This is a genomic window from Acinetobacter sp. GG23 (genome assembly GCF_057766365.1).
Genome location: NZ_JBYMDJ010000007.1, coordinates 30,676 through 51,285, shown reverse-complemented (window position 1 = coordinate 51,285; position 20,610 = coordinate 30,676). Strand labels below are relative to the sequence as shown.

Below are 20,610 nucleotides of genomic sequence, written 5' to 3'. Positions count from 1 at the left end.
TCGTTAGAACAATTTACGGATGTTCACCTTTATTGTAAGCAGGAATATATCAATATTATATTCATAGACTTACAAGCTTATATTTATCTCAATATTTCTGCTCTTTCTGAATTAGAGCCTTAATCTGTCACTCAGTTGTTAGCTTGTTTAAACAAGACTGTGACGCGCTTAAGGAGTTATTATGTTTCAATTCACTAGTACAACCACTGTACTATTGATGGTGCTTTTTTACGGCATAACTTTTTTACTTTCGTTGCGGATTAAACGAAAAAATGAAAATGTCGATGGTTACATGGTATCCAATGGTTCCATGGGATTTGGTATGTCAGCGGCAAGCATGACCGCCACTTGGATATGGGCCGCTTCATTCTATGCAGCGGCTTCCTCGGGCTATAAATACGGCGTTTCAGGCGCACTGCACTATGGTTTCTGGGGTGCGCTGATGATTCTATTTATTTATCCTTTTGGTAAGCGTTTTCGGGAACTTGCACCTAATGCCCATACGCTAGCCGAAATTATGCATGCCCGTCATGGCACTCAAAGCCAGCTCATTTTAGCGGGTTCAAATATTGTCGGTAGTATTATTAGTTTGATGGTGAACTTTACTGCTGCGGGCGCCTTGGTTGAGATTCTTTCCCCTTTAAGCTTTACTCACGGTGTTCTCATTACGGGTATTGGGGTTTTATCCTATACGCTCTGGTCAGGTTTCCGCTCTTCCGTGTTTACAGATTTTGGTCAGTTGGTGGCGATGATTGTGGCTGCTGTGATTATTATTCCTGTCATTTTTTATACTTTAGGTGGGCCGGCTTTATTCCAAACTGGGGTACACAACTTAAGCGCCGATCAACTGAATTTCTTTTCTAAAGCTGCCTTTCTAGAACAAGGTGCACCTTTTTTTGTCGCCGTTCTGGCCTATGCGATTGGTAACCAAACCATTGCCCAGCGATTATTTGCCGTTCGCGAAGATTTGATCAAACCGAGTTTCATTACTGCAACGATTGGTTACGCAGCGATTGTGATTGGATTAGGAATGCTCGGATTATTGGCCTTGTTTGCTGGCATACAACCTATTGACGGCAATTTAAATAACCTGATTCCACAAATGGCTGCAACCTATCTTCCACCCTTTATGGTGGTATTGCTGTTTATCATGGTAATTGGGGCATTGTCATCTACAGCAGATTCTGACTTATCTGCACTGGCGGCTCTGGTCATGACCGATATTTATGGCAAACAAATCGCCAAAAACCGTCCTGATCCCAAAAAGATGCTGTTTATTGGCCGTATGACCATGATTGTAGCCACCATGCTCGGTATTCTGATTGCGACATTAAAATTCGATATTTTATCAATGTTAATTTTTGTCGGCGCGCTATGGGGAGCAATTGTTTTCCCGGTCATTGTCAGTCTGTATTGGGGTAAAGTCACAGCGCGTGCCTTTAACTGGGCAGTCCTACTGGCCTTTATCAGTTTCCTGACTGTACGTTTTGAATGGATTACGATTCAAGGTCTGACTGCTTATGCTTTTGAGTTTATTGCAACTTTAGGCGCCGGCGTAGTTCTTGGCCTGATGAGTTTTGGTTTTTTTGGCAAAAAAGTCGGTTTATGGGTGGGTATTTTTGCCACTCTCGCTTTATTGCCTTGGACCATCGGATTTTTACGTGACTACACCACTTTATTAAGCTCTCTCACTGCTTATGGCACGAGCGCTTTGGTGTGTACTGGCATCACGTTGTTAAATCGAAAAGATCATTTTGATTTTAAAACAATCAATCAGATGGTGATTGAATTTCATCAATTACCTAACAAAAACAAATAAGGAGTTTTATATGACTACCCAATTTCTAACCTTGTATGTTTTATTTTGGCCACTCGTTGCAACTTGTATTCTTTTTACCTTGTGCACAGCGGTCTATCGCGATACACAAGAAGCAAAAGCGAATGGTGAAGATTTGGTATAATTATTGGTCTCATTTAAAAAAACAGATCTATTGATCTGTTTTTTTCTATAACTCAAGAATAAGTACTTTCACTCAAAAATATTTTCCCGACAATTCATGTCGCACTACTCTAGTCTATTGGATTTTTTTTTGGCATGATGAATTCAGGTCGTCACTGAATAATGATAAATGGAACAAATGCGTTGGTTAGAACTGCTTTCGACAGTTCGCATTGGTAGCAAAAAACAGAGTACAGAACAGGCACGTAGCCCCTTCCATAAAGATTATGACCGTATTATTTTTTCGCAAAGTTTTCGACAATTAAACCGTAAAACTCAAGTCCATCCGCTGACCCAGCATGATGGCATTCATACCCGTTTAACCCATTCTTTAGAAGTGTCCTGTATTGGTCGCTCCCTTGGCATGCTCGCAGCTGAAAAAATTAAAGATCAACTGCCCGTCTGGATTTCCCCTGCCGATGTCGGGGCCATTATTCAGGCCGCCTGTCTGGCACATGATATTGGCAATCCACCTTTTGGACATGCCGGTGAATATGCCATTCGCGAATGGTTTGATGATGCTTCACATGGTAACTTTTTAGCAGAACTCACACCTGAAGAACAAGCCGATGTACGTCAATTTGAAGGTAATGCTCAAGGTTTACGCTTACTAACTAAAATTGACTACCACCCGAATGATGGTGGTATGCGCCTGACTTACGCAACATTAGGGGCTTACTTAAAGTATCCATGGCTGTCTAAAACGATTGCCTCTCAGGGCGACCGCCCTGCCAGTCAGCGGGCAAAGTTTGGCTGTTATCAGTCTGAAAAAGAAATTCTAAAGCAAATTGCAGAACAGCTGGGTTTAATTCAGTTGGGGGAATATCACTATTGCCGTCATCCACTAACCTATTTATTAGAAGCAGCAGATGACATTTGTTATGCCCTGATTGATTTGGAAGATGGCATTATTTTAAATATGCTTTCTTATGAAGAAGTGGAACCGATTTTCCTTGACCTGATTGCGGATTATGGCAAACCGGAAGAATTGTCTATACCAACGACAACATGGCAGCAAAAAATTGCCGCTTTACGTGGCCGAGTCATGAAACGACTGGTTGATGAAGTGACCACGGCATTTGCCAAACATCACTATGAAATTTTGTCGGGACAACTCAAGGGCAGCTTATTGCAGTATTGCGCTGAAGATATTGAACGTGGCATTGACCGAGCGAAGAATTTAGCGCGTGACAAAATTTTTGAACATCCGCAAAAAGCCGGTCTGGAAATTATCGCGCATCAAAGTCTGCAAAATATTTTGAATGCCTTTATTCCTCTGACCACACCGCATAAAACTTTAAGTTTTAAGGAACAGCGTCTAATGTCTATGCTGCAGCGTGCTGGTGTGAATTTTGAAAGTAATCATTATGAAAATATTATGCAGGTGCTGGACATTATTTCGAAGTTTTCAGACCATCAGGCTTATAACCTGTCACAAGAGTTACAAGGCAACAAAGCCGGTTTGATCTAAGTTTTTGAAGATATGCGGGGTAATATTTCTGCAAATTTTAACGAATTATTTTTAATAAATTATGCGTGAGCATTTTGCCTTTCCTGCAAATGCTCACTACTATGCAACCCACGACAGATAAGTGACAAATTAAAATGATTGGATGTCTCATTGGTGAAGTATTTGCTTTAGAAGCACCGACAGTACTTTTAAATGTAAATGGCGTAGGCTATGAAGTGGATACTCCGCTTTCTACATTTTGCCAATTACACAAAGGGCAAAAAGTGACTTTATGGACACATTTAACGGTTCGTGAAGATGCACAATTGCTTTACGGCTTTTTAGATGCGCAAGAGAAAACTATTTTCCGTACCTTACTTAAAGTAAATGGCGTTGGTCCAAAAATGGCGCTTGGTATTTTATCAACTTTAAGTATCGACCTGCTCATCCATACCGTTGAAAATGAAGATCTGAATACCTTGGTTAAAGTTCCGGGTGTGGGTAAGAAAACTGCTGAACGTTTGATGATCGAACTTCGTGACCGTTTTAAAGCCATGTCTTCAGGCAATGTGCCGACCAATTCAACAGCAGCACAAATTCAGTTTATGGGGAATTCTGCTGTTGCAGAAGCGGAAGCGGCTTTACAGTCTTTAGGCTACAAACCTGCTGAAGCACAAAAACTGATTAATGCCGTGAAAGGTGATTATACCGAAGCGGGTGATATTATTCGTGCAGCATTAAAGTCGATGAATAAATAATTCATTATTTAATGTTATAGATGTAAATAGATGCAATGAAAAGCAGCCTGAATGCTGCCGCAGAAATATGGAATATGGACATGCCATTATTTCTATAAAGGGTTTTGTTACCTTGCGCGGTATACTGCTCATCTGGCAAAAGTAAAGTTATGCCTACGCAATTGCATCTAAACTCAGATAAATATTTGAGGCTGTATGAATCCTTACGGACTCAATTGATGCCCCTAAAGGTGAATCTAAATCATTATGCAAGACCGTCTTATCAGTGGTTCTGAAAAACCCGAAGATCATTTTGATCGTGCCATCCGTCCCACTTCACTGGATGACTATATTGGCCAACCGGTGGTACGTGAGCAAATGGAGATTTTTATTGGCGCAGCTCGTGGTCGTGGTGAAGCACTCGACCATACCCTCATTTTTGGTCCGCCAGGTTTAGGCAAAACCACGCTGGCCAACATTATCGCGCGAGAAATGGGCGGTAATTTAAAATCGACTTCTGGTCCTGTACTTGAACGTGCTGGTGATTTGGCCGCTATGTTGACCAATCTAGAGGAAGGTGATGTTTTATTTATTGATGAAATCCACCGTCTTTCTCCCGTTATTGAAGAAATCCTGTACCCAGCCATGGAAGATTACCAACTCGACATCATGATTGGTGAAGGCCCGGGCGCACGTTCGATTAAACTGGATTTACCACCATTTACTTTAGTTGCAGCAACGACACGTGCAGGTCTACTCACCTCTCCACTACGTGACCGTTTTGGTATTGTGCAGCGTTTAGAATTTTATTCGGTTGAAGATTTAACCCATATTGTGTCGCGTTCAGCATTGTTAATGGAAGTTCCAATGACCGGTGATGGTGCAAAAGAAATTGCCCGTCGTGCGCGTGGTACGCCGCGTATTGCCAACCGTTTGCTGCGTCGTGTTCGTGACTATGCACAAGTCAAAGGCACTGGTGAAGTTAATCAGGATATGGCGCAACGTGCACTGGATATGTTGAAAGTCGATAAAGATGGTTTGGACACTTTAGACCGTCGTTATTTAAGCATGTTGTTAGAACGTTTTGATGGTGGGCCTGCCGGTGTGGAAGCTTTGGCCGCAGCAATGGCGGAAGATTCAGGTACTTTGGAAGATGTGATTGAACCATATTTGATTCAGCAAGGTTATGCAATGCGTACTGCACGAGGCCGTATTGCCACCAATATGGCGTATTTACAGTTTGGGATGACACCGCCTGAACCGAAAGAGAAGTGATATATAAGGGAGATTTATTCTCCCTTTCTTTTATTAGGCAATTCTTATTCAAAGTAGTCTGTAAGATTTAGTTTGAAATTTCTAATTTCATCCTGCCAATAACTTACCTCAACATCGTGTTTTTCTCTCTTTAAACCAGGAGTAATTTCTCTAATCAATCCTCGCTTAAGTATAAGAATACTAGCGCTTAAATCTGATTTCCCTAAGTACAATTCCAATCTTGTCCCATTGATTTCCATTAGATCTCTTTTTTGGGTTAGCTCTGCTAAATAGTCAATTGGTAATGTTCCAATTAGATTATTCTGTAAATTTTTAGCTTCATACATTAAGTGTTCGCATAACGAAATAAATTCAGCAGCTACCGAACGAATTGAATTACATCTTTCGTTAGCTATATCTATTCTTTTTAAGTTTTCTTGGCTTTCAATAAGTTCACGATTTGATGAAGCCATTAAATCCTCTGAGCTTCTAATTTGTTTTATGACAGCCTCAAAAGATTGTTTTGTTAAATCAAAACTTTTCCTTCCATACCAAATCGCAATAATCGTGGCTGATATTCCCAATATAAAAGCGATCATCATCGCAATAACAAAAGACCAAATTGCAGTTGTATCTGTAGAATGATTTAAATCCAAGTACACTTTCTGCCCATTCGGCTGCTGTAAAATTAAAGCCTGACTATTTTCTTGTTCTACCACTTTCCCCTACCTTAATATTTAAAATTTCTATTGAAATCATCTTAAATTTTTTCTATTTATTTTAAGCAATTGGATACTTATAACTTAGAAATAACGCGTACTTCTTCCACCAACATTAACTCACATGAACCGCCGCCTGTATCTTCACGACTTAAAGAGCTCCGCCATGTCCATCCATCTTGTGCTTTTACTTCCACCAAATGCCCTTTCAAATAAATCAAATTGTCTTGATCAATTTGAGCCAGTTGTTTGGCGATTGCTTTTGTTGCAGGAATTAAATGCGTATTGGCACTATGGGTTGAAATTTCATTGACTGGAATAGGTGGAGCATTTTCATAACGCCAGTAATACCAACGATTACTTTGCCGGATAGACAACTGCTTATAAACGGCAGGATTTGCCATGGCTCCCCATCCCAAAGCAAAATCGACCGGGCTAATTTCCGATTCACGTCCAAAGTTATAATTTTCTCTCGATAAAACCCGAAACTCTCCCGTATAAGGCTGTAAACTCGTCATGCTGTAACCGTTGAACTGCTGCACTCCCTCTATGCTTTGATAATCAGCCGCATCTGAAATGCCTTTATCCGGTTTCAGCCAATAATTCCACAGTGCGAACCCCAATGCGAAAATAACTATATATTTAAAAAAGCGACTCATTTAAATCTCGAATGTTTAGCTAGGCTGTAACAACTTAATAAATTGAATCGAATTAAATCTCTGGGACACAGATCCAAAAACTAACTCTTGCAACAACCGCAACTCATTAGATGCTAATTTCAAAGTAAAATACATAAATTTACAAAGTAAAAGTATAAATAAAAACCTTTTATTCCAATCACTAAAATAAAGCATACCTTAAAGGTATATTTAAGATACCTACAGGGTTTTGGTTAAATTTAAAACAATATGCAATTCTATAGAGTCACTTTAACTATTTCAAACTCTTAAGGTTCTCCCAAGATATGAACATGTACAAGCAGATCTCCCTTTGTCTTCCCCTTATCCTTTGCAGCCAACTGAGCTTTGCAGACTGGATTGATGATTCCGTTAAAAATGTTGAAGCACATACTATTAAGCTTCGCCAACACATTCATCAACATCCTGAACTTGGAAATATGGAATTCAAAACTTCTGAGCTGGTACAAAAAGAGTTAAAATCTTATGGCATTGAAGTGCGTAAAGGCTATGCCAAAACAGGTGTGATTGGTGTACTTAAAGGGGCGAAACCGGGTCCAGTGATGGCATTACGTGCGGATATGGATGCCCTGCCGATTGAAGAAAAAACTGGTCTTCCTTATGCCAGTAAAGCCAAAGCCATTTATCAAGGTGCAGAAACTCATGTCATGCACGGCTGTGGTCATGATGCGCATACCGCAATGTTATTGGGCGCAGCCAAAGCTTTAGCAGCCAATAAAGATAAAATTGCAGGTACTGTAGTCTTTGTATTCCAGCCGGCTGAAGAAGGCGGTGCCGATATTGATAACTTTACTCAAGGTCATTTAATTGGTTCACGTAAAATGATTGCCGATGGTGCATTGAATAATCCTAAACCGGAAGTCATTTTCGGTATGCATGTAATGGCAGGCATGCCAAGCGGCAATATCCTGTATAAAGATGGCGCGATTCTGAACAGTGCCGACCATTTACGTATTCAAGTCAATGGTAAACAGGTACATGGCTCTATGCCTTGGCTCGGACGTGACCCAATCTATGCGTCTTCACAAATGATCAGCAACATGCAAAGTTTAATCAGTCGTAATGCTGATTTGACCCAAGGCATGGGCGTAGTCAGTATTGGCAGTATTCACGGCGGTACAACCGGTAATGTCATCCCCGATCAGGTGAATATGGTCGGCACTATTCGTTCCAACAGTGAAAATGTTCGCCAAGGTATTTTAAAAGACTTACCAAAAATGGTTGAACATAATGCCGCAGCCAATAATGTGACTGCAAAAGTAGAAATTGCCCCATACGCGCCTGTGACGACCAATGACAAAACCTTAACCAAGCTGATGCAACCTACACTTGCGCAAGTGAATGGCGAAGATAAACTGCATGTGCTGGACAACAATGCCAGTGCCAGTGAAGATTTTGCTTATTATGGTCAGCTGATGCCATCTTTGTTCGTCTTTGTCGGCGCAACCCCTGCCGATCAAGACATGGCGAAAGCTGCACCTAACCATAACCCGTTATTTATCGTCGATAATGCAACTTTAAAAACCGGAGTAGAAAGCCATGTGCGCTTCGTCCTGGATTATCCAAAAGTTGCCGAACAGGTACAGGCAGACTGGAAAAAGATGCACGCTGCAAAAAAATAAAATACATTTTTTCAAAAAAGTGAGCATCCTTTGCTCACTTTTTTAGCTCTAAAGGTTTTGCTAATTCAATACAGAATAGATCTCATTTGAAACCTTGTGCCATTGGACTCAACTCTCATGATGATAAACTGCAATGCGTTACATAGCTTGACTCTTAGCGCAAAAACCGTCATTTCCACAGTTTTTTCAATCCGCTAAAAGTGCAGCTAAATCCATAAAACTGAATTGAAAAATGGGACCCAATCATGACGAATAAATTCGAATTTAACATTCGTGTATATATTGAAGACACTGACGCAGGTGGCATTGTCTATCATGCAAACCATATTCGTTTTATGGAACGCACCCGCACCGAATGGTTACGTGCGGCAGGCGTTGAGCATTACTGGCATCAAAAAGATTATCACTTTGTGGTACATAAAATAAATGTGAAATATTCACGTCCAATCCTCATGGATGATCTGATTACGGTGACTGCGAGTGTTGTTTCATGTAAAGCAACATCTTTTGTATTGCAACAAAATATTTATCGTGGTGAAATCATGCTTGCATCTGGAGAAGTCGAATTGGCATGTATTAGTGTAGACGGCATGCGTCCAACACGGCTTCCTGAGGAAATCCGTAATCTAATTCTAAAAGAGTTAGGACAAGACTAAAAAATTTATTGGCACATTGTAACTATGGCAACACAACTAGAATCATCTTTACACATATCAGATCTTATTTTACAAGCAAGTCCCATCGTTCAACTGGTCATGTTGGTGCTCCTGCTAGCATCTTTATACAGTTGGTATCTGATTGCCAAGTTACATATGAGTTATAAAAAGGCCCAGGCTGAAGATGAGCATTTTCAAAAAATCTTCTGGTCTGGCGCTGAACTTAATACCCTATACAACAACGCCCAACTCAATTCCAAACGTACCGGTCTGGAAGATATCTTCTATCAAGGCATTGGCGAGTTTTTTAAACTTAAAAAATTCCGAGCTCCTGCTACACAAACGATTGAAGGTACAGAACGTATTTTACGTGTCGGTTTAAGCCGTGACCAAGGTTTGCTTGAACAAGGCTTGGGCGCACTTGCCAGTATTGGTTCTGTTGCACCTTATATCGGTCTGTTCGGTACGGTTTGGGGCATCATGAATGCCTTTATTGGTCTGGCAGATGTTGATCAAGTTACTTTGGCAACGGTAGCTCCCGGTATTGCCGAAGCCCTCATTGCAACAGCGATTGGTCTTTTTGCTGCAATTCCTGCTGTATTGGCCTTTAACCATTACACTGCTAAAGGTGAAACTGTCTATTCTGACCGCGCATTATTTGCTGAAGAAATGGTGGCGCTATTACAACGTCAAACTGTGAGTTCTACACAGGAAAATGACTAATGGCAATTCAGCGTTCTGGACGCTTTGAGCGTGTCAAAAAGCCTTTAAAAAGTGAGATGAATGTCGTCCCTTATATCGACGTCATGCTAGTACTTTTGGTGATTTTTATGGTCACTGCACCCATGATCACCAGTGGGATTAAAGTCGATTTACCTCAAGCCAATGGCAATCCCATCGAATCTAAAGATGCACCAACAATCGTGACCCTGGATAAAGACGGTCTGTATTATCTGGAATATAAAAACCAGAAAAACGGTCCTGTTGATTTGGCTCAGTTAACAAGTATTTTAATTGAGGCACAAACCCAAGCCAAAAATGATAACAAGGAAATGAATGTTGTTATTAATGGTGCTACCACACGTCCTTATGGAGAGGTCATGGCTTTAATGTCAGGTCTTCAAGATGCTGGTTTAACACAAGTTAGTTTACTAACCAAGCCTCTAGAATAAAGTATGAAAGATTTCAAAAAGCCACAATCTAAAGAAAAAACAATTGCGCTTGGATTTACCCTTGGAGTCCATGTAGTGGCAATGACTGGCTTACTTTTTTTGGGCATGAGTAAACCGGTCGAGCCACCTAAACAGATTAAAATGGTTTTGGTCACACCCGAAGATTTATTACCACCCGAACCTATGCCTTTAGAACAGACCGACTCTGCTGAAACAGCACATGAAAAGGTGGCAGAGCGGATACAACAAACCGCAAAACCAAGTGTTGAAGATGCCCCTGTTATTCCCATTACGCAACCTACTCCTCCTACACCAGCACTAGCATCAGCAAAGCCTGATGTAAATAAAGCTGCACAGGAAACCAAGGCTGCAGCTGAGGCTCTGAAAAAAGCGGAACAGAAAGCTGCCGAACAGGCAAAAGCAGCTGAAGCCAATAAATTAAAAGCTCAAGCAGAGGCTGCGAATAAAGCCAAAGCGGACGCAACTGCAAAAGCCAAAGCCGATGCTGCTGAAAAAGCCAAAACCGATGCGGCTAATAAAGCTAAAGCGGATGCCGCTAACAAAGCCAAAGCGGACGCAGCTGCAAAAGCCAAGGCAGATGCCGCTGAAAAAGCCAAAGCTGATGCGACTAACAAAGCTAAAGCTGATGCTGCAAATAAAGCTAAAGCCGATGCTTCAAATAAGGCCAAAGCGGATGCAGCCAATAAAGCTAAAGCTGATGCTGCAAATAAAGCCAAAGCCGATGCTTCAAATAAGGCCAAAGCGGATGCAGCTGCAAAAGCCAAAGCTGATGCAGCCAATAAAGCCAAAGCCGATGCTGCAAATAAAGCCAAAGCCGATGCAGCCAATAAAGCCAAAGCCGATGCTGCAAATAAGGCCAAAGCGGACGCAGCTGCAAAAGCCAAAGCGGATGCAGCGAATAAAGCTAAAGCAGATGCTGCGAATAAAGCCAAAGCTGAAGCTGCTGAAAAAGCTAAAGCGGATGCGGCTAACAAAGCCAAAGCGGATGCAGCCAATAAAGCTAAAGCGGATGCAGAAGCGCGTGAACATGCAGCTGAAGAAGCGAAAGCATCCGCTGCCAAACAAGCCGCTGAAGAAGCCGCGACCAAAAAAGCTGAAGCAAAGAAAATTGCCTCAACTGCAAAACGTGACTTTGAAAATAAAGTTAGACGTGCTTGGGATATTCCAAGCGGCTCATCTGGTCAAAAAGCCACTGCTCGTGTGACTTTAAGTGATAGTGGTGCTGTTCAATCGGTCATTGTGAACTCAAGTGATCCGGATATGAAAGCCAGTGTAGAAGCCGCTGTACGTGCAGCCGCTCCTTACCCGATGCCTTCCGATCCAGATGCACGACGTGAAGCAAGAACCTTTACTTCAAGCTTTACTGCGAAATAAAATAAAAAGCCACATCAAACTTGATCGATGTGGCTTTTTGACAGTTGAACTTAACTGTTGCTAAAAATGGTAAAATTTTATTCATTTTTCACAGTCTTATAACAGTTTAGTCATTATGATGGGCTTTCAATCATTCGAAATCATGCCATTATGTGACACAGCCGAATTCACAATAATTTACATTTTTTAGAGTACGTAGCGGATGATGGAAATGACACGTAAACATCTACTTTGCCTAACCATTTTGACAGCTTTAAGTCCTGTTTTAGCAACCCACTCTTATGCACAACTGCATTTAGAAATTACTAAGACACCAGAAGAAGCACCGAAAATTGCCATTATTCCATTTAATAATGATCAAAGCATTTATCCTATTGTGGAAAATGACTTAAACCGTTCAGGCAAATTTTCAAGTGCTTCAAAAAACCTGCCTGCAACAGCGAGTATGAACACCCCAAATACAGAGGCGTGGAAATCTGCAGGTGTTCCTTATGTGGTCACCGGTACAGTAAAAACAACAGAAAATGGTAGTTTTGAGGTTCATTATCAACTCTACGATATCGAAAAACAGAAGTATTTATTAAATGAATTGCTGACTGTTCCTGCTTCACGTATTCGCCAAGCCGGCCACATGATTAGTGACGCAATTTATCAGGCATTGACCGGTATTGCAGGTGACTTTAGTGGACGTATTGCTTATGTGCTACGTAACCCGGCTACTCCTGAACAGCGCTACACTCTACAAATTGCAGATACAGATGGCGAACAGCCAAAAACTATTCTGAACTCTCGTGATCCAATTTTGTCACCGGCCTGGACACCCGATGCGAAAAAAATTGCCTACGTTTCATTTGAAACTAAACGTCCTGCGATTTATGTACAAGACTTAGCCACAGGTCAGCGTGAAAAACTGGCGAGTTTCCGTGGTTTAAATGGTGCACCAAGTTTCTCGCCAGATGGTAAAAGCATGCTGTTTACTGCATCGTTACATGGCAACCCTGAAGTTTATCAAATGAACTTGGAAACACGTCAGTTACAACGTATGACCAATGACAGTGCCATTGATACAGAAGCACGTTATGCCCCAGATGGTAAATCATTTATTTTTACCTCTGACAGGGGCGGTTCACCACAAATTTATACCTATAACTTTGCCGATGCTTCAACTAAGCGCCTGACTTTCCGTGGTGCATTTAATGCACGCGGCACATTAAGTGCGGATGGTAAAAAAGTTGCTTTAGTCCATCGTCCAAGTGGCAGCAATTACAAAGTTGCTATTCAGGATATTAATACCGGCATTACCAACATTCTAACCCCAACCAGTTTGGATGAATCACCAAGCTTTTCACCGAATGGACAAATGGTGGTCTATGCAACGCGTGAAGGGAATCGGGGTTTATTGTCCATTATGTCGCTTGATGGCCGTTTCCGCATGAATTTACCAAGTGAACAAGGTGAGGTTCGTGAACCTGCTTGGGCCCCTAAATAACAATTTAATTTAAAGCAATGATGATCATGGAGATAAAGATGAAAGCAGTTAAATTATTAGTCCTTCCTGTTCTTGCAACAGCGTTAGTGATGACCGGTTGTGCCAGCCGTAAACCTGCAGCTGAAATTCAAGCAGGACAAAATCCATCTGGAGCAGGCACAGTAAGCACTGAAGGCTTAAGTGAAGATGCTGCCCTAAGTGCGCAAAACCTGGCAGGTGCTTCTTCTAAAGGTGTGACTGCAGCAAATAAAGCATTCTTGGCAAAACGTGTAGTTCACTTTAACTATGACAGTAGTGATCTTTCTAACGAAGACTATCAAACCCTTCAGGCCCATGCACAATTTCTTGTTGCCAATGCAAATTCAAAAGTGGCTTTAACTGGTCATACCGATGAACGTGGTACACGTGAATACAACATGGCTTTGGGTGAGCGTCGTGCGAAAGCAGTAGAAAGCTTCCTCATTACCAATGGCGTTGCTGCTACACAATTAGAAGCCGTAAGCTATGGTAAAGAAATGCCAATTAATGCTGGCCATGATGAAAATGCATGGAAAGAAAACCGCCGTGTAGAACTGAACTACGAAGCTGTTCCACCTTTATTAAAATAATGGCATGAATAAAAAAGCGCTTAATCTTTTGATTAAGCGCTTTTTTTGTATTTTAAGCTTGTTCAGAATTTTCAACTTCATCATTTGAGCTTTGCATGGATTCGATTAGATCATGCTTATTGAATTTTTTATATTCTGGTTTTGCTTCATAAGCCTTCCAGGCTTCTTTCACTTTTTCGTCAGAAATATCATCTAAATTCATAGCTTCATTTGGCGTTGGAGTCGCATCAAACTTTTGCGTTGTCATAACTGGGCTCCTATCACGATTTTTAATACCCGTTGTTCCTCAACATAGCATTTTCCACAGAACTTACAAGAGTAAAATCACGACAAATAGTCGAGTTTAATTGTTCTTTTGCCGCGTTCTCATCTAAAATGACTGCCTATATTCTTTTGATAATTTTTTATCATTTTCTAATTGGAGTTTTCCTGACATGTCATACCTCACCCTTTCCCAATTTCTAGAACAAAAATCAGGGAACTTAACACCTGAACTTGCTCAAGTAATTGAAACAATTGGTAATACATGTAAAGCCATCGATCAGTTATTACAAAAAGGAGCTTTGGCAGGTGTCTTGGGTAGCGCACAACACGAAAACGTACAAGGTGAAGAACAAAAGAAACTTGACGTTATTTCGAATGATTACTTGATCGACGCTTTAAAAGTTCATCCACATGTAGGCGGGTTGGCTTCAGAAGAGCTCGATGATTTCACTCCGGCTCAAGAAAATGGTGAGTTCCTGGTATTGTTCGATCCACTTGATGGTTCAAGCAACATCGACATCAATATGTGTGTCGGCACAATTTTCTCTATTTTGCCGGCTAAAAATGCCGTGACGAAAGCTGAGGATTTCATGCAACCCGGTACAAATCAGGCTGCTGCGGGTTATGTATTATATGGCCCTTCTACTATGATGGCGCTTACCGTAGGTGCAGGTGTTGCATTCTTCACTTTCGATCCTGAAACTCAAGAATTTTTATTAACTTCTGAAAATATTCAGGTCGCTGCCGATACCAAAGAATATGCTATCAATGCATCCAATCAACGTCATTGGGAAGAACCGGTAAAACGCTATATTGGTGAACTTCAAGACGGTCAAACGTCAGTGCGTGGTAAAGACTTCAACATGCGCTGGGTGGCTTGTATGGTGGGTGATATTCACCGTATTCTTTGCCGTAGCGGTATTTTCTTATATCCATACGACACGAAAGATCCTCAAAAAGCCGGTCGTCTTCGCTTAATGTATGAAGCAAACCCAATGAGTATGTTGATGGAACAAGCGGGTGGCGCATCTACCACTGGCCGTGTTCGTATTTTAGAAATTCAACCGACCGAATTGCATCAGCGTGTTCCTGTTGTGATTGGCTCTAAAAATGAAGTTGACTTAGTTACTCACTACCACCATTAATTTAAAAAATGGAAGTAAGCGTATTTGTCGCTTACTTCCACGGATAACTCTCCCATGCCAGCTTTTTTTCTTGAATCAAAAGACAATCCAAAAATCAAACACCTACGTGGATTGATTGAGCAAAGTTCATTCCGTAAAAAGAATCGTCAAACGGTACTTGAAGGTACCCATTTAAGCCTTGCCTGGTTAGAACAGAATCGAAGCATTAATTCTATATTCACCACTGAAGCTGCCTATAGTCATCCTGATTTAGAAAAAATTGTATCCTTGTACGACGGTAATGTTTTTATACTCAGTGAAGCTTTATACAACGACCTAAGTACCTTAGGCACTTCTTTGGCATGTTTGGCAATTGTTGATTTACCGAGTTCAAATCAAGCCTTAAATTTTAAAGAAGACACTCTAATCCTAGATAATATCCAGGATCCGGGTAATGTGGGAACTTTGCTACGTTCAGCTGCCGCTGCCGGCATTGAGCAAGTTGTATGCACCAAAGGTTCAGCCTCGATCTGGTCACCGCGCGTTTTACGTGCAGGTATGGGTGCACATTTTTCTCTACAAACCTATGAAAATATTGCTTTAGAAGATCTTTTAGAGAAATTTACCATACCAGTCTATGTTACCAGCTCGCACCAATCTGAAAGCCTTTACTCAAAGAACTTAAGAAAACAGTGTGTTTGGATTCTGGGTAATGAAGGTCAAGGTGTCTCTGATTATGCACTTAAGCATGCTGAAGCTGTTTCTATTCCACAGCCGGGTGGACAAGAATCATTGAATGTTGCTGTTGCAGGTTCGATTTGTTTCTTTGAGATGGTTCGCCAACGTTTATAAGCCTGTCGTTTCGTTACTTTATTTTAAACATCACCTGTTAATGTTTAAAAATAGACTACACTAGAAAAATAATAAATTTGTTGTCAACCAAACCATTATTCCTAACGTTATATATGTATGAAAATAGGAATAATGGTGGGTGTCCAATGACAGGATTTTCCATCTCTATGGATTCAGCACCAAAACAGTCTCAAGCGGAAAATTTGAGTATTCTGAAGAGTACGGCTGAACAGCGCCTAAAAATTTTTATGCAGGATGTGACAGGGCGTGCCTTGGTGATGATGGAAAGTGCGACTCAAGGTCAACAAGGTATTGCGATGGATTTGGTGCAAGAAGCTTTTATTTCCTTGCACAAAACATATGCCGAAAAGCCGACTGATGAATGGTATCCCCTGTTTTACACCATTTTGAACCATAAATTACAAGACTGGCGTAGAAAAGAAGTTCGGCGAGCACAACCTTTTTCATTTTTTAAAAAGGTGAGTCTCGATGACGATGATATTGAACTGAATGATATTGTTGATGAAAATACTCCCAGCCCATTCGATTTTCTTGATCAAGCCGTAACGGCCGAAGAAATACAGCAAGCTATTTCTCAGCTCCCCGTTCGACAGCAACAGGCTTTTATGCTGCGTGCTTGGGAGGGCTTTGATACATACACTACTGCGCAAATCATGGAATGCAGTGAAGGCAGTGTAAAAACGCATTATCACCGTGCTATTCAAGGTCTTCGGAACTCGTTGGCACATTTGAATCCATACTCTGGAGGGTCATCCGAATGAAACAAGATGATTACTTAAAAAAAGTTACTTCCAAACTCGATGGACTCGCACAACACCATAAAGATAAAGCTGTTGTGATGAACCATGTTATTGAAGAAATTCAAGACCGCGACACCTCCCGTTACGGACTTTGGAAAATGTCAGGATTTGCACTTGCTGCTGCAATTGCAGGTTTTGTAGTATTTCCAAATTCTATTGAGATAGCTGAAAAGCCTCAGAATCAAGTTGTAGTTACTCCAAAATTATCACCACAAATGGTTGAAGATTTAGAGATGTTAATGGTTTTAGGCGAGGATAAAGTTCCCCATGGCAGCTAAAAGATTAGCATTTGCTTTTTGTGCACTCGGATTTCTACAAACCAGTTTCGCTGGTTTTGAACGTTTTTGGATTTTTTCTAAAGATGCGGACACTCAAGTGGCAGAAACCTGGGAAACCCTGTCAGATGCTGAACAGCGTGCACTTATACAGCGCTATCAATCGCTGAAAGAACTACCTGACTCACAAGGCACCGCTTTACACCAACGTATGGATTGGTTTACCCAGCTGCCAGAGCAAGAAAAGCAAAAAATGCGAGAAACCTGGCAAAAAATGAGTAGCCAAGAGCGTAGAGATTTAGGCACACGCATGCAAAAGGCAACCCCTGAAGAAAGACCTGCTATTCGAGATGAATACATCAGTAAATATTTACAACCTCAATCTGCAAGTCACTAAATTAATAATAATGGCTATCTAAAAAGATAGTCATTATTTTGAGTTTTGCTTAATAGCGACATCCCCCACTTTGATCATTACGATAAAATTTGTACGAATAACAATATTAGAACTCTTTCATAAATTAAAAAAATGATCTTTTTTGATTGATATTTACATCCCACATTTCAGCACTATCCTGCATAATCTCTGGACAAAATACATTAATTCAAAAAAACTTTTTGAAACCCAGTTTAAGCAATACACTCACATCTAATGGATAACTTCTATTTAATACTTGAGCAACTGAAAATGCATACCACTGCCAAAGACAGATCACCTAACTTAAGTTTATAAGATCAAGTTCTGCTTTGTCCGTGCTAGTGGGGGGAAAGAATTTTTTCATGGGGCTATGAGTTAGGGGATTTCAGAGCCAACCGCCTTAAGACTTTTACGTCATGTAGAAGATAATTTGATTCATTTGAATCTCTTTTAATTTACCGAAGAGTTTGCCTGTTATACACTTTCAACTAGAAAATGAGTGCTAAGGTATTGCCTGGGATATTGTGATCGTGGATGCCATAGAAATTCATATCCAACAGCCTAAAAAATAGAAAAAAAGCTATAGCGGTAAAAAAAGACAGGTATCTTTTAAGGGCAGACCATAATTCAGTATAAAACTCAGCAAATACTGAGTTTATGTAGCAGTTGTGGTGTGGTGCATGATTTCGAGCTATTCAAACGTAATTTACAGCAGATTCTTTTCGGAGATTTTATTCTTGCAGATAAAGGCTATCAGGAAATTTATAATTTTTATTCCAATAACCAGTTGCCGTTCAAAGCCAAGAAACGTTGTATATTGAATCCTGTACTAAAACACTATAATCAGAACATCAATAAAACAAGAATACAGATTGAGCAATTATTTGGTAGTTTAAAAACCTTCAAAATCCTTTGCACAACATTATTGAAATAGAGACAAAAGACTTGGTTTGAGATTCAATTTAATTGCTGGAATCCATAACTTGGAACTGAGCAAAAGATGATTTATGAGGGTTCATGCTTAATCAAATTAAATAAATAATATTTTTATGTTCATAAGATTTTGAATACCTTATAAAAAATGCCTTACTAAATAAGGCATTTTTTAAATTTCAAGTTCACTATTTCTTTCTACGACCTCTATACAAGCCAAGTCCTAGTAAGCCTATAACACTATATATTCCAAGACTTCCACCACCGCCTGATGCTTGATTATTTGTATTCTTCTCAGTATTGAGTAAGTTAATTTCCGCATTATTTGATGGTATACCTTCTGCATCATAAATCTTATATTTAAGCTCATAATCAAACTGACTAAAAGTATTTTTCACTTCAAAATAGAGCTGCCCGCCATAACAGGTGTCTTTGATATCGTTACCTGGACATGGGCCTTTCCGATCCGCATTTACAATTAAGCCAGCAGGAATAGTTTCTATCCTTATCGGTAACTCCACCCCTTGTGCATCCTTGTAAAATACACTTTTATTGATTGTTAAATGTGTTGTCGGTCCATCCCCATCATCACTATCATTAACTAACGGATTAACACTTAGCGCCGAATTTGAGCTTGGAGTAATGGAATAGGTATCATCTTTTGCAATAGGAGCAATATTGATAAAATTTGCGGTTATAAGTCCAGTAGATGTGATTGAACTGCCTAGTTTAGAAGCAATACTATATGAACAGTAAGATTGACCATCTACCACTTTACCATCTGTACGATAAATGATGATTTGTTTTAGATCTTCCTTCCATTCACACTTAAAGTTAGGATCAGCAGCTCCTACAAACTCGTACCCCCCATTTTTTTCAACAAAATTACCTATACCATAGTTATAGGTCGTTATCGTATAGTTATCGGTATTTAGCGCTTTAAGTTGAATTGCACCACTCACATCCGAAGCAGGCTCTTCGCTTGGTAAAGTATTTAAGAAAGGATCAAAATATATGGCACGATACTGCACATATTGTTCAGTAAATTGTTTTAAGGCTTCATATTTTTTTAAATCTTCTTGATCTTTTGTTTTAAGCTCTTTATCTGCTTCAGGATCTGCAAGATATCCTTTAAATTTGTCAATTTGCGCTTGATACTCGGCAATAAGAGTGGTGTAAGAACGATTTGTTAATGTCGTCGTATCCGCTGCAGTTAAACGCATACGTTCAATCGAACCAATATCACAGGTGTTGTTCAGATCTGGATCTAATATATGGGTGGTATCTGTAATGCGCGCCAGATTACGTTGATCGGTGCGACTACATTCCGACTCACCCGCATTTACCAAGTCAGTAGCATTCTGATTATCGATTGGATAATACATTGGTAAAAATAAATTATATTTAGATGGAGGTTGATAGGGTGACAAAATGGTCAACATATCGGTTGAACTTAAATTGATATTGGTATTTAAAGCAGTATTCCCAGCCGTAGACGTTGCTGGTAAATCACACTGCCCTATTCCAGAATTAAGCTGTAAAGCATTTTGATAAGCACCAATAACACGTTTAGTGTCTGTCAAATCGCCATTTTTTAAAGCATAACGGCAAGACTTACCGCTATTATAAGCCAATACATTGAAATTTAAAGAAATACTTCCAGTATCATCATAATACAAAGTACTATGCGCATTATTTTCAACAATAGTATTACTGAGCAGAGATAATTCGGAACCTGGACTTAAACGATGATCGCCAGTATTTATCATCCGGAAAATGCTGCCATTACTGCTATTCGCTGTATTTTTTGCAATTGTGCTTGCAGTGATCTGTACCTTTGAGCTACCACATAAATCTATTGCACTCTGGCTAGTTGCTGAACCATTTTCCACAATACTGCTGTTATTAATACTAATAAGCGCATTTGTTTTACCCAGATTTACCATACAGTCCATCGCAATAACACTACCTTCATTTGCGTTATTGCCTTGTATTAGGGTATTGCTTAAAGTAATTTGATTTTCTGACTTGTGTGCTACGAAATAAATTGCCCCACCATCTTTAGCTGAGACTGAGTTTAAAATAGCACTGTTGACCATATTTAAAGAACCTCCAATCAACAAT

At 40.2% G+C, this 20,610-nt stretch carries 22 protein-coding genes; 18 read left to right on the top strand and 4 right to left on the bottom strand.

What is annotated here, in order from left to right:
* Positions 1-181: 181 nt before the first annotated feature.
* The 5 genes from AC3CAU_RS11975 to ruvB all read left to right on the top strand — a co-directional run bounded on the left by AC3CAU_RS11975 (position 182) and on the right by ruvB (position 5,461).
* Complete coding sequence (locus AC3CAU_RS11975; protein ID WP_131214872.1) at positions 182-1,819, top strand: sodium:solute symporter family transporter; 1,638 nt, start codon at positions 182-184, stop codon at positions 1,817-1,819.
* Between the two features lie 10 nt (positions 1,820-1,829).
* A complete protein-coding gene (locus AC3CAU_RS11970; protein WP_214609800.1) occupies positions 1,830-1,961 on the top strand; it encodes a putative transporter small subunit in 132 nt (43 codons plus the stop codon).
* A 168-nt stretch (positions 1,962-2,129) separates the two neighbouring features.
* Entirely contained in the window at positions 2,130-3,470 is a 1,341-nt protein-coding gene (locus AC3CAU_RS11965) for a deoxyguanosinetriphosphate triphosphohydrolase (RefSeq protein WP_424621019.1), read from the top strand.
* A gap of 134 nt (positions 3,471-3,604) precedes the next feature.
* Positions 3,605-4,207, top strand: coding sequence for a Holliday junction branch migration protein RuvA (gene ruvA, locus AC3CAU_RS11960; protein ID WP_447053402.1), 603 nt, complete (start codon positions 3,605-3,607; stop codon positions 4,205-4,207).
* Positions 4,208-4,453: 246 nt separating this feature from the next.
* A complete protein-coding gene (gene ruvB, locus AC3CAU_RS11955) occupies positions 4,454-5,461 on the top strand; it encodes a Holliday junction branch migration DNA helicase RuvB (protein ID WP_131214878.1) in 1,008 nt (335 codons plus the stop codon).
* Between the two features lie 44 nt (positions 5,462-5,505).
* Here ruvB and AC3CAU_RS11950 read toward each other — a convergent pair whose 3' ends face one another.
* Both AC3CAU_RS11950 and AC3CAU_RS11945 read right to left on the bottom strand, forming a co-directional pair.
* The gene (locus AC3CAU_RS11950; protein ID WP_131214880.1) at positions 5,506-6,159 is read right to left on the bottom strand and encodes a hypothetical protein; all 654 of its coding nucleotides are present in this window, start codon (positions 6,157-6,159) and stop codon (positions 5,506-5,508) included.
* A gap of 77 nt (positions 6,160-6,236) precedes the next feature.
* Positions 6,237-6,818: a hypothetical protein gene (locus AC3CAU_RS11945; RefSeq protein WP_131214882.1), complete on the bottom strand. Its 582-nt coding sequence runs from the start codon at positions 6,816-6,818 to the stop codon at positions 6,237-6,239.
* A gap of 311 nt (positions 6,819-7,129) precedes the next feature.
* Here AC3CAU_RS11945 and AC3CAU_RS11940 point away from each other — a divergent pair, with 311 nt between their 5' ends.
* The 7 genes from AC3CAU_RS11940 (at position 7,130) to pal (ending at position 13,799) form a co-directional block, all read left to right on the top strand.
* Entirely contained in the window at positions 7,130-8,479 is a 1,350-nt protein-coding gene (locus AC3CAU_RS11940; protein WP_165494021.1) for an amidohydrolase, read from the top strand.
* 245 nt (positions 8,480-8,724) lie between these two features.
* Positions 8,725-9,135 carry a tol-pal system-associated acyl-CoA thioesterase gene (ybgC, locus tag AC3CAU_RS11935; protein WP_131214885.1) on the top strand — a complete coding sequence of 137 codons (411 nt, stop codon included), beginning with the start codon at positions 8,725-8,727 and terminating at the stop codon, positions 9,133-9,135.
* A 24-nt stretch (positions 9,136-9,159) separates the two neighbouring features.
* The gene (tolQ, locus tag AC3CAU_RS11930; protein ID WP_131214887.1) at positions 9,160-9,858 is read left to right on the top strand and encodes a protein TolQ; all 699 of its coding nucleotides are present in this window, start codon (positions 9,160-9,162) and stop codon (positions 9,856-9,858) included.
* Positions 9,858-10,307: a protein TolR gene (gene tolR / locus AC3CAU_RS11925; protein WP_424622246.1), complete on the top strand. Its 450-nt coding sequence runs from the start codon at positions 9,858-9,860 to the stop codon at positions 10,305-10,307. Before tolQ ends, tolR begins: the two co-directional genes overlap by 1 nt.
* A 3-nt stretch (positions 10,308-10,310) precedes the next feature.
* A complete protein-coding gene (gene tolA, locus AC3CAU_RS11920; protein ID WP_447053403.1) occupies positions 10,311-11,702 on the top strand; it encodes a cell envelope integrity protein TolA in 1,392 nt (463 codons plus the stop codon).
* Positions 11,703-11,907: 205 nt separating this feature from the next.
* On the top strand, positions 11,908-13,191 hold the full coding sequence (gene tolB, locus AC3CAU_RS11915; RefSeq protein ID WP_447054326.1) for a Tol-Pal system beta propeller repeat protein TolB: 1,284 nt from the start codon (positions 11,908-11,910) through the stop codon (positions 13,189-13,191).
* Positions 13,192-13,229: 38 nt separating this feature from the next.
* Entirely contained in the window at positions 13,230-13,799 is a 570-nt protein-coding gene (gene pal / locus AC3CAU_RS11910) for a peptidoglycan-associated lipoprotein Pal (protein WP_131214896.1), read from the top strand.
* 52 nt (positions 13,800-13,851) lie between these two features.
* On the opposite strand, the gene AC3CAU_RS11905 is transcribed toward pal, so the two are convergent.
* Positions 13,852-14,046: an NF038105 family protein gene (locus AC3CAU_RS11905; RefSeq protein ID WP_131214898.1), complete on the bottom strand. Its 195-nt coding sequence runs from the start codon at positions 14,044-14,046 to the stop codon at positions 13,852-13,854.
* 187 nt (positions 14,047-14,233) lie between these two features.
* Here AC3CAU_RS11905 and AC3CAU_RS11900 point away from each other — a divergent pair, with 187 nt between their 5' ends.
* The 6 genes from AC3CAU_RS11900 to AC3CAU_RS11875 all read left to right on the top strand — a co-directional run bounded on the left by AC3CAU_RS11900 (position 14,234) and on the right by AC3CAU_RS11875 (position 18,487).
* Entirely contained in the window at positions 14,234-15,208 is a 975-nt protein-coding gene (locus AC3CAU_RS11900) for a class 1 fructose-bisphosphatase (RefSeq protein WP_131214900.1), read from the top strand.
* A 54-nt stretch (positions 15,209-15,262) separates the two neighbouring features.
* Positions 15,263-16,039 (top strand): TrmH family RNA methyltransferase, encoded by a 777-nt coding sequence (locus AC3CAU_RS11895; RefSeq protein WP_067724910.1) that lies wholly within the window; start codon positions 15,263-15,265, stop codon positions 16,037-16,039.
* Between the two features lie 167 nt (positions 16,040-16,206).
* Positions 16,207-16,821 carry an RNA polymerase sigma factor gene (locus AC3CAU_RS11890; RefSeq protein WP_447054327.1) on the top strand — a complete coding sequence of 205 codons (615 nt, stop codon included), beginning with the start codon at positions 16,207-16,209 and terminating at the stop codon, positions 16,819-16,821.
* Positions 16,818-17,138: a hypothetical protein gene (locus tag AC3CAU_RS11885; protein ID WP_447053404.1), complete on the top strand. Its 321-nt coding sequence runs from the start codon at positions 16,818-16,820 to the stop codon at positions 17,136-17,138. Before AC3CAU_RS11890 ends, AC3CAU_RS11885 begins: the two co-directional genes overlap by 4 nt.
* Complete coding sequence (locus AC3CAU_RS11880; protein WP_447053405.1) at positions 17,128-17,532, top strand: DUF3106 domain-containing protein; 405 nt, start codon at positions 17,128-17,130, stop codon at positions 17,530-17,532. Before AC3CAU_RS11885 ends, AC3CAU_RS11880 begins: the two co-directional genes overlap by 11 nt.
* A 643-nt stretch (positions 17,533-18,175) precedes the next feature.
* Complete coding sequence (locus AC3CAU_RS11875; protein ID WP_424622027.1) at positions 18,176-18,487, top strand: transposase family protein; 312 nt, start codon at positions 18,176-18,178, stop codon at positions 18,485-18,487.
* Positions 18,488-18,674: 187 nt separating this feature from the next.
* On the opposite strand, the gene AC3CAU_RS11870 is transcribed toward AC3CAU_RS11875, so the two are convergent.
* Positions 18,675-20,610, bottom strand: a 1,936-nt coding sequence (locus AC3CAU_RS11870; protein ID WP_488368491.1) for a CSLREA domain-containing protein, incomplete at its 5' end; no start/stop codon positions are given.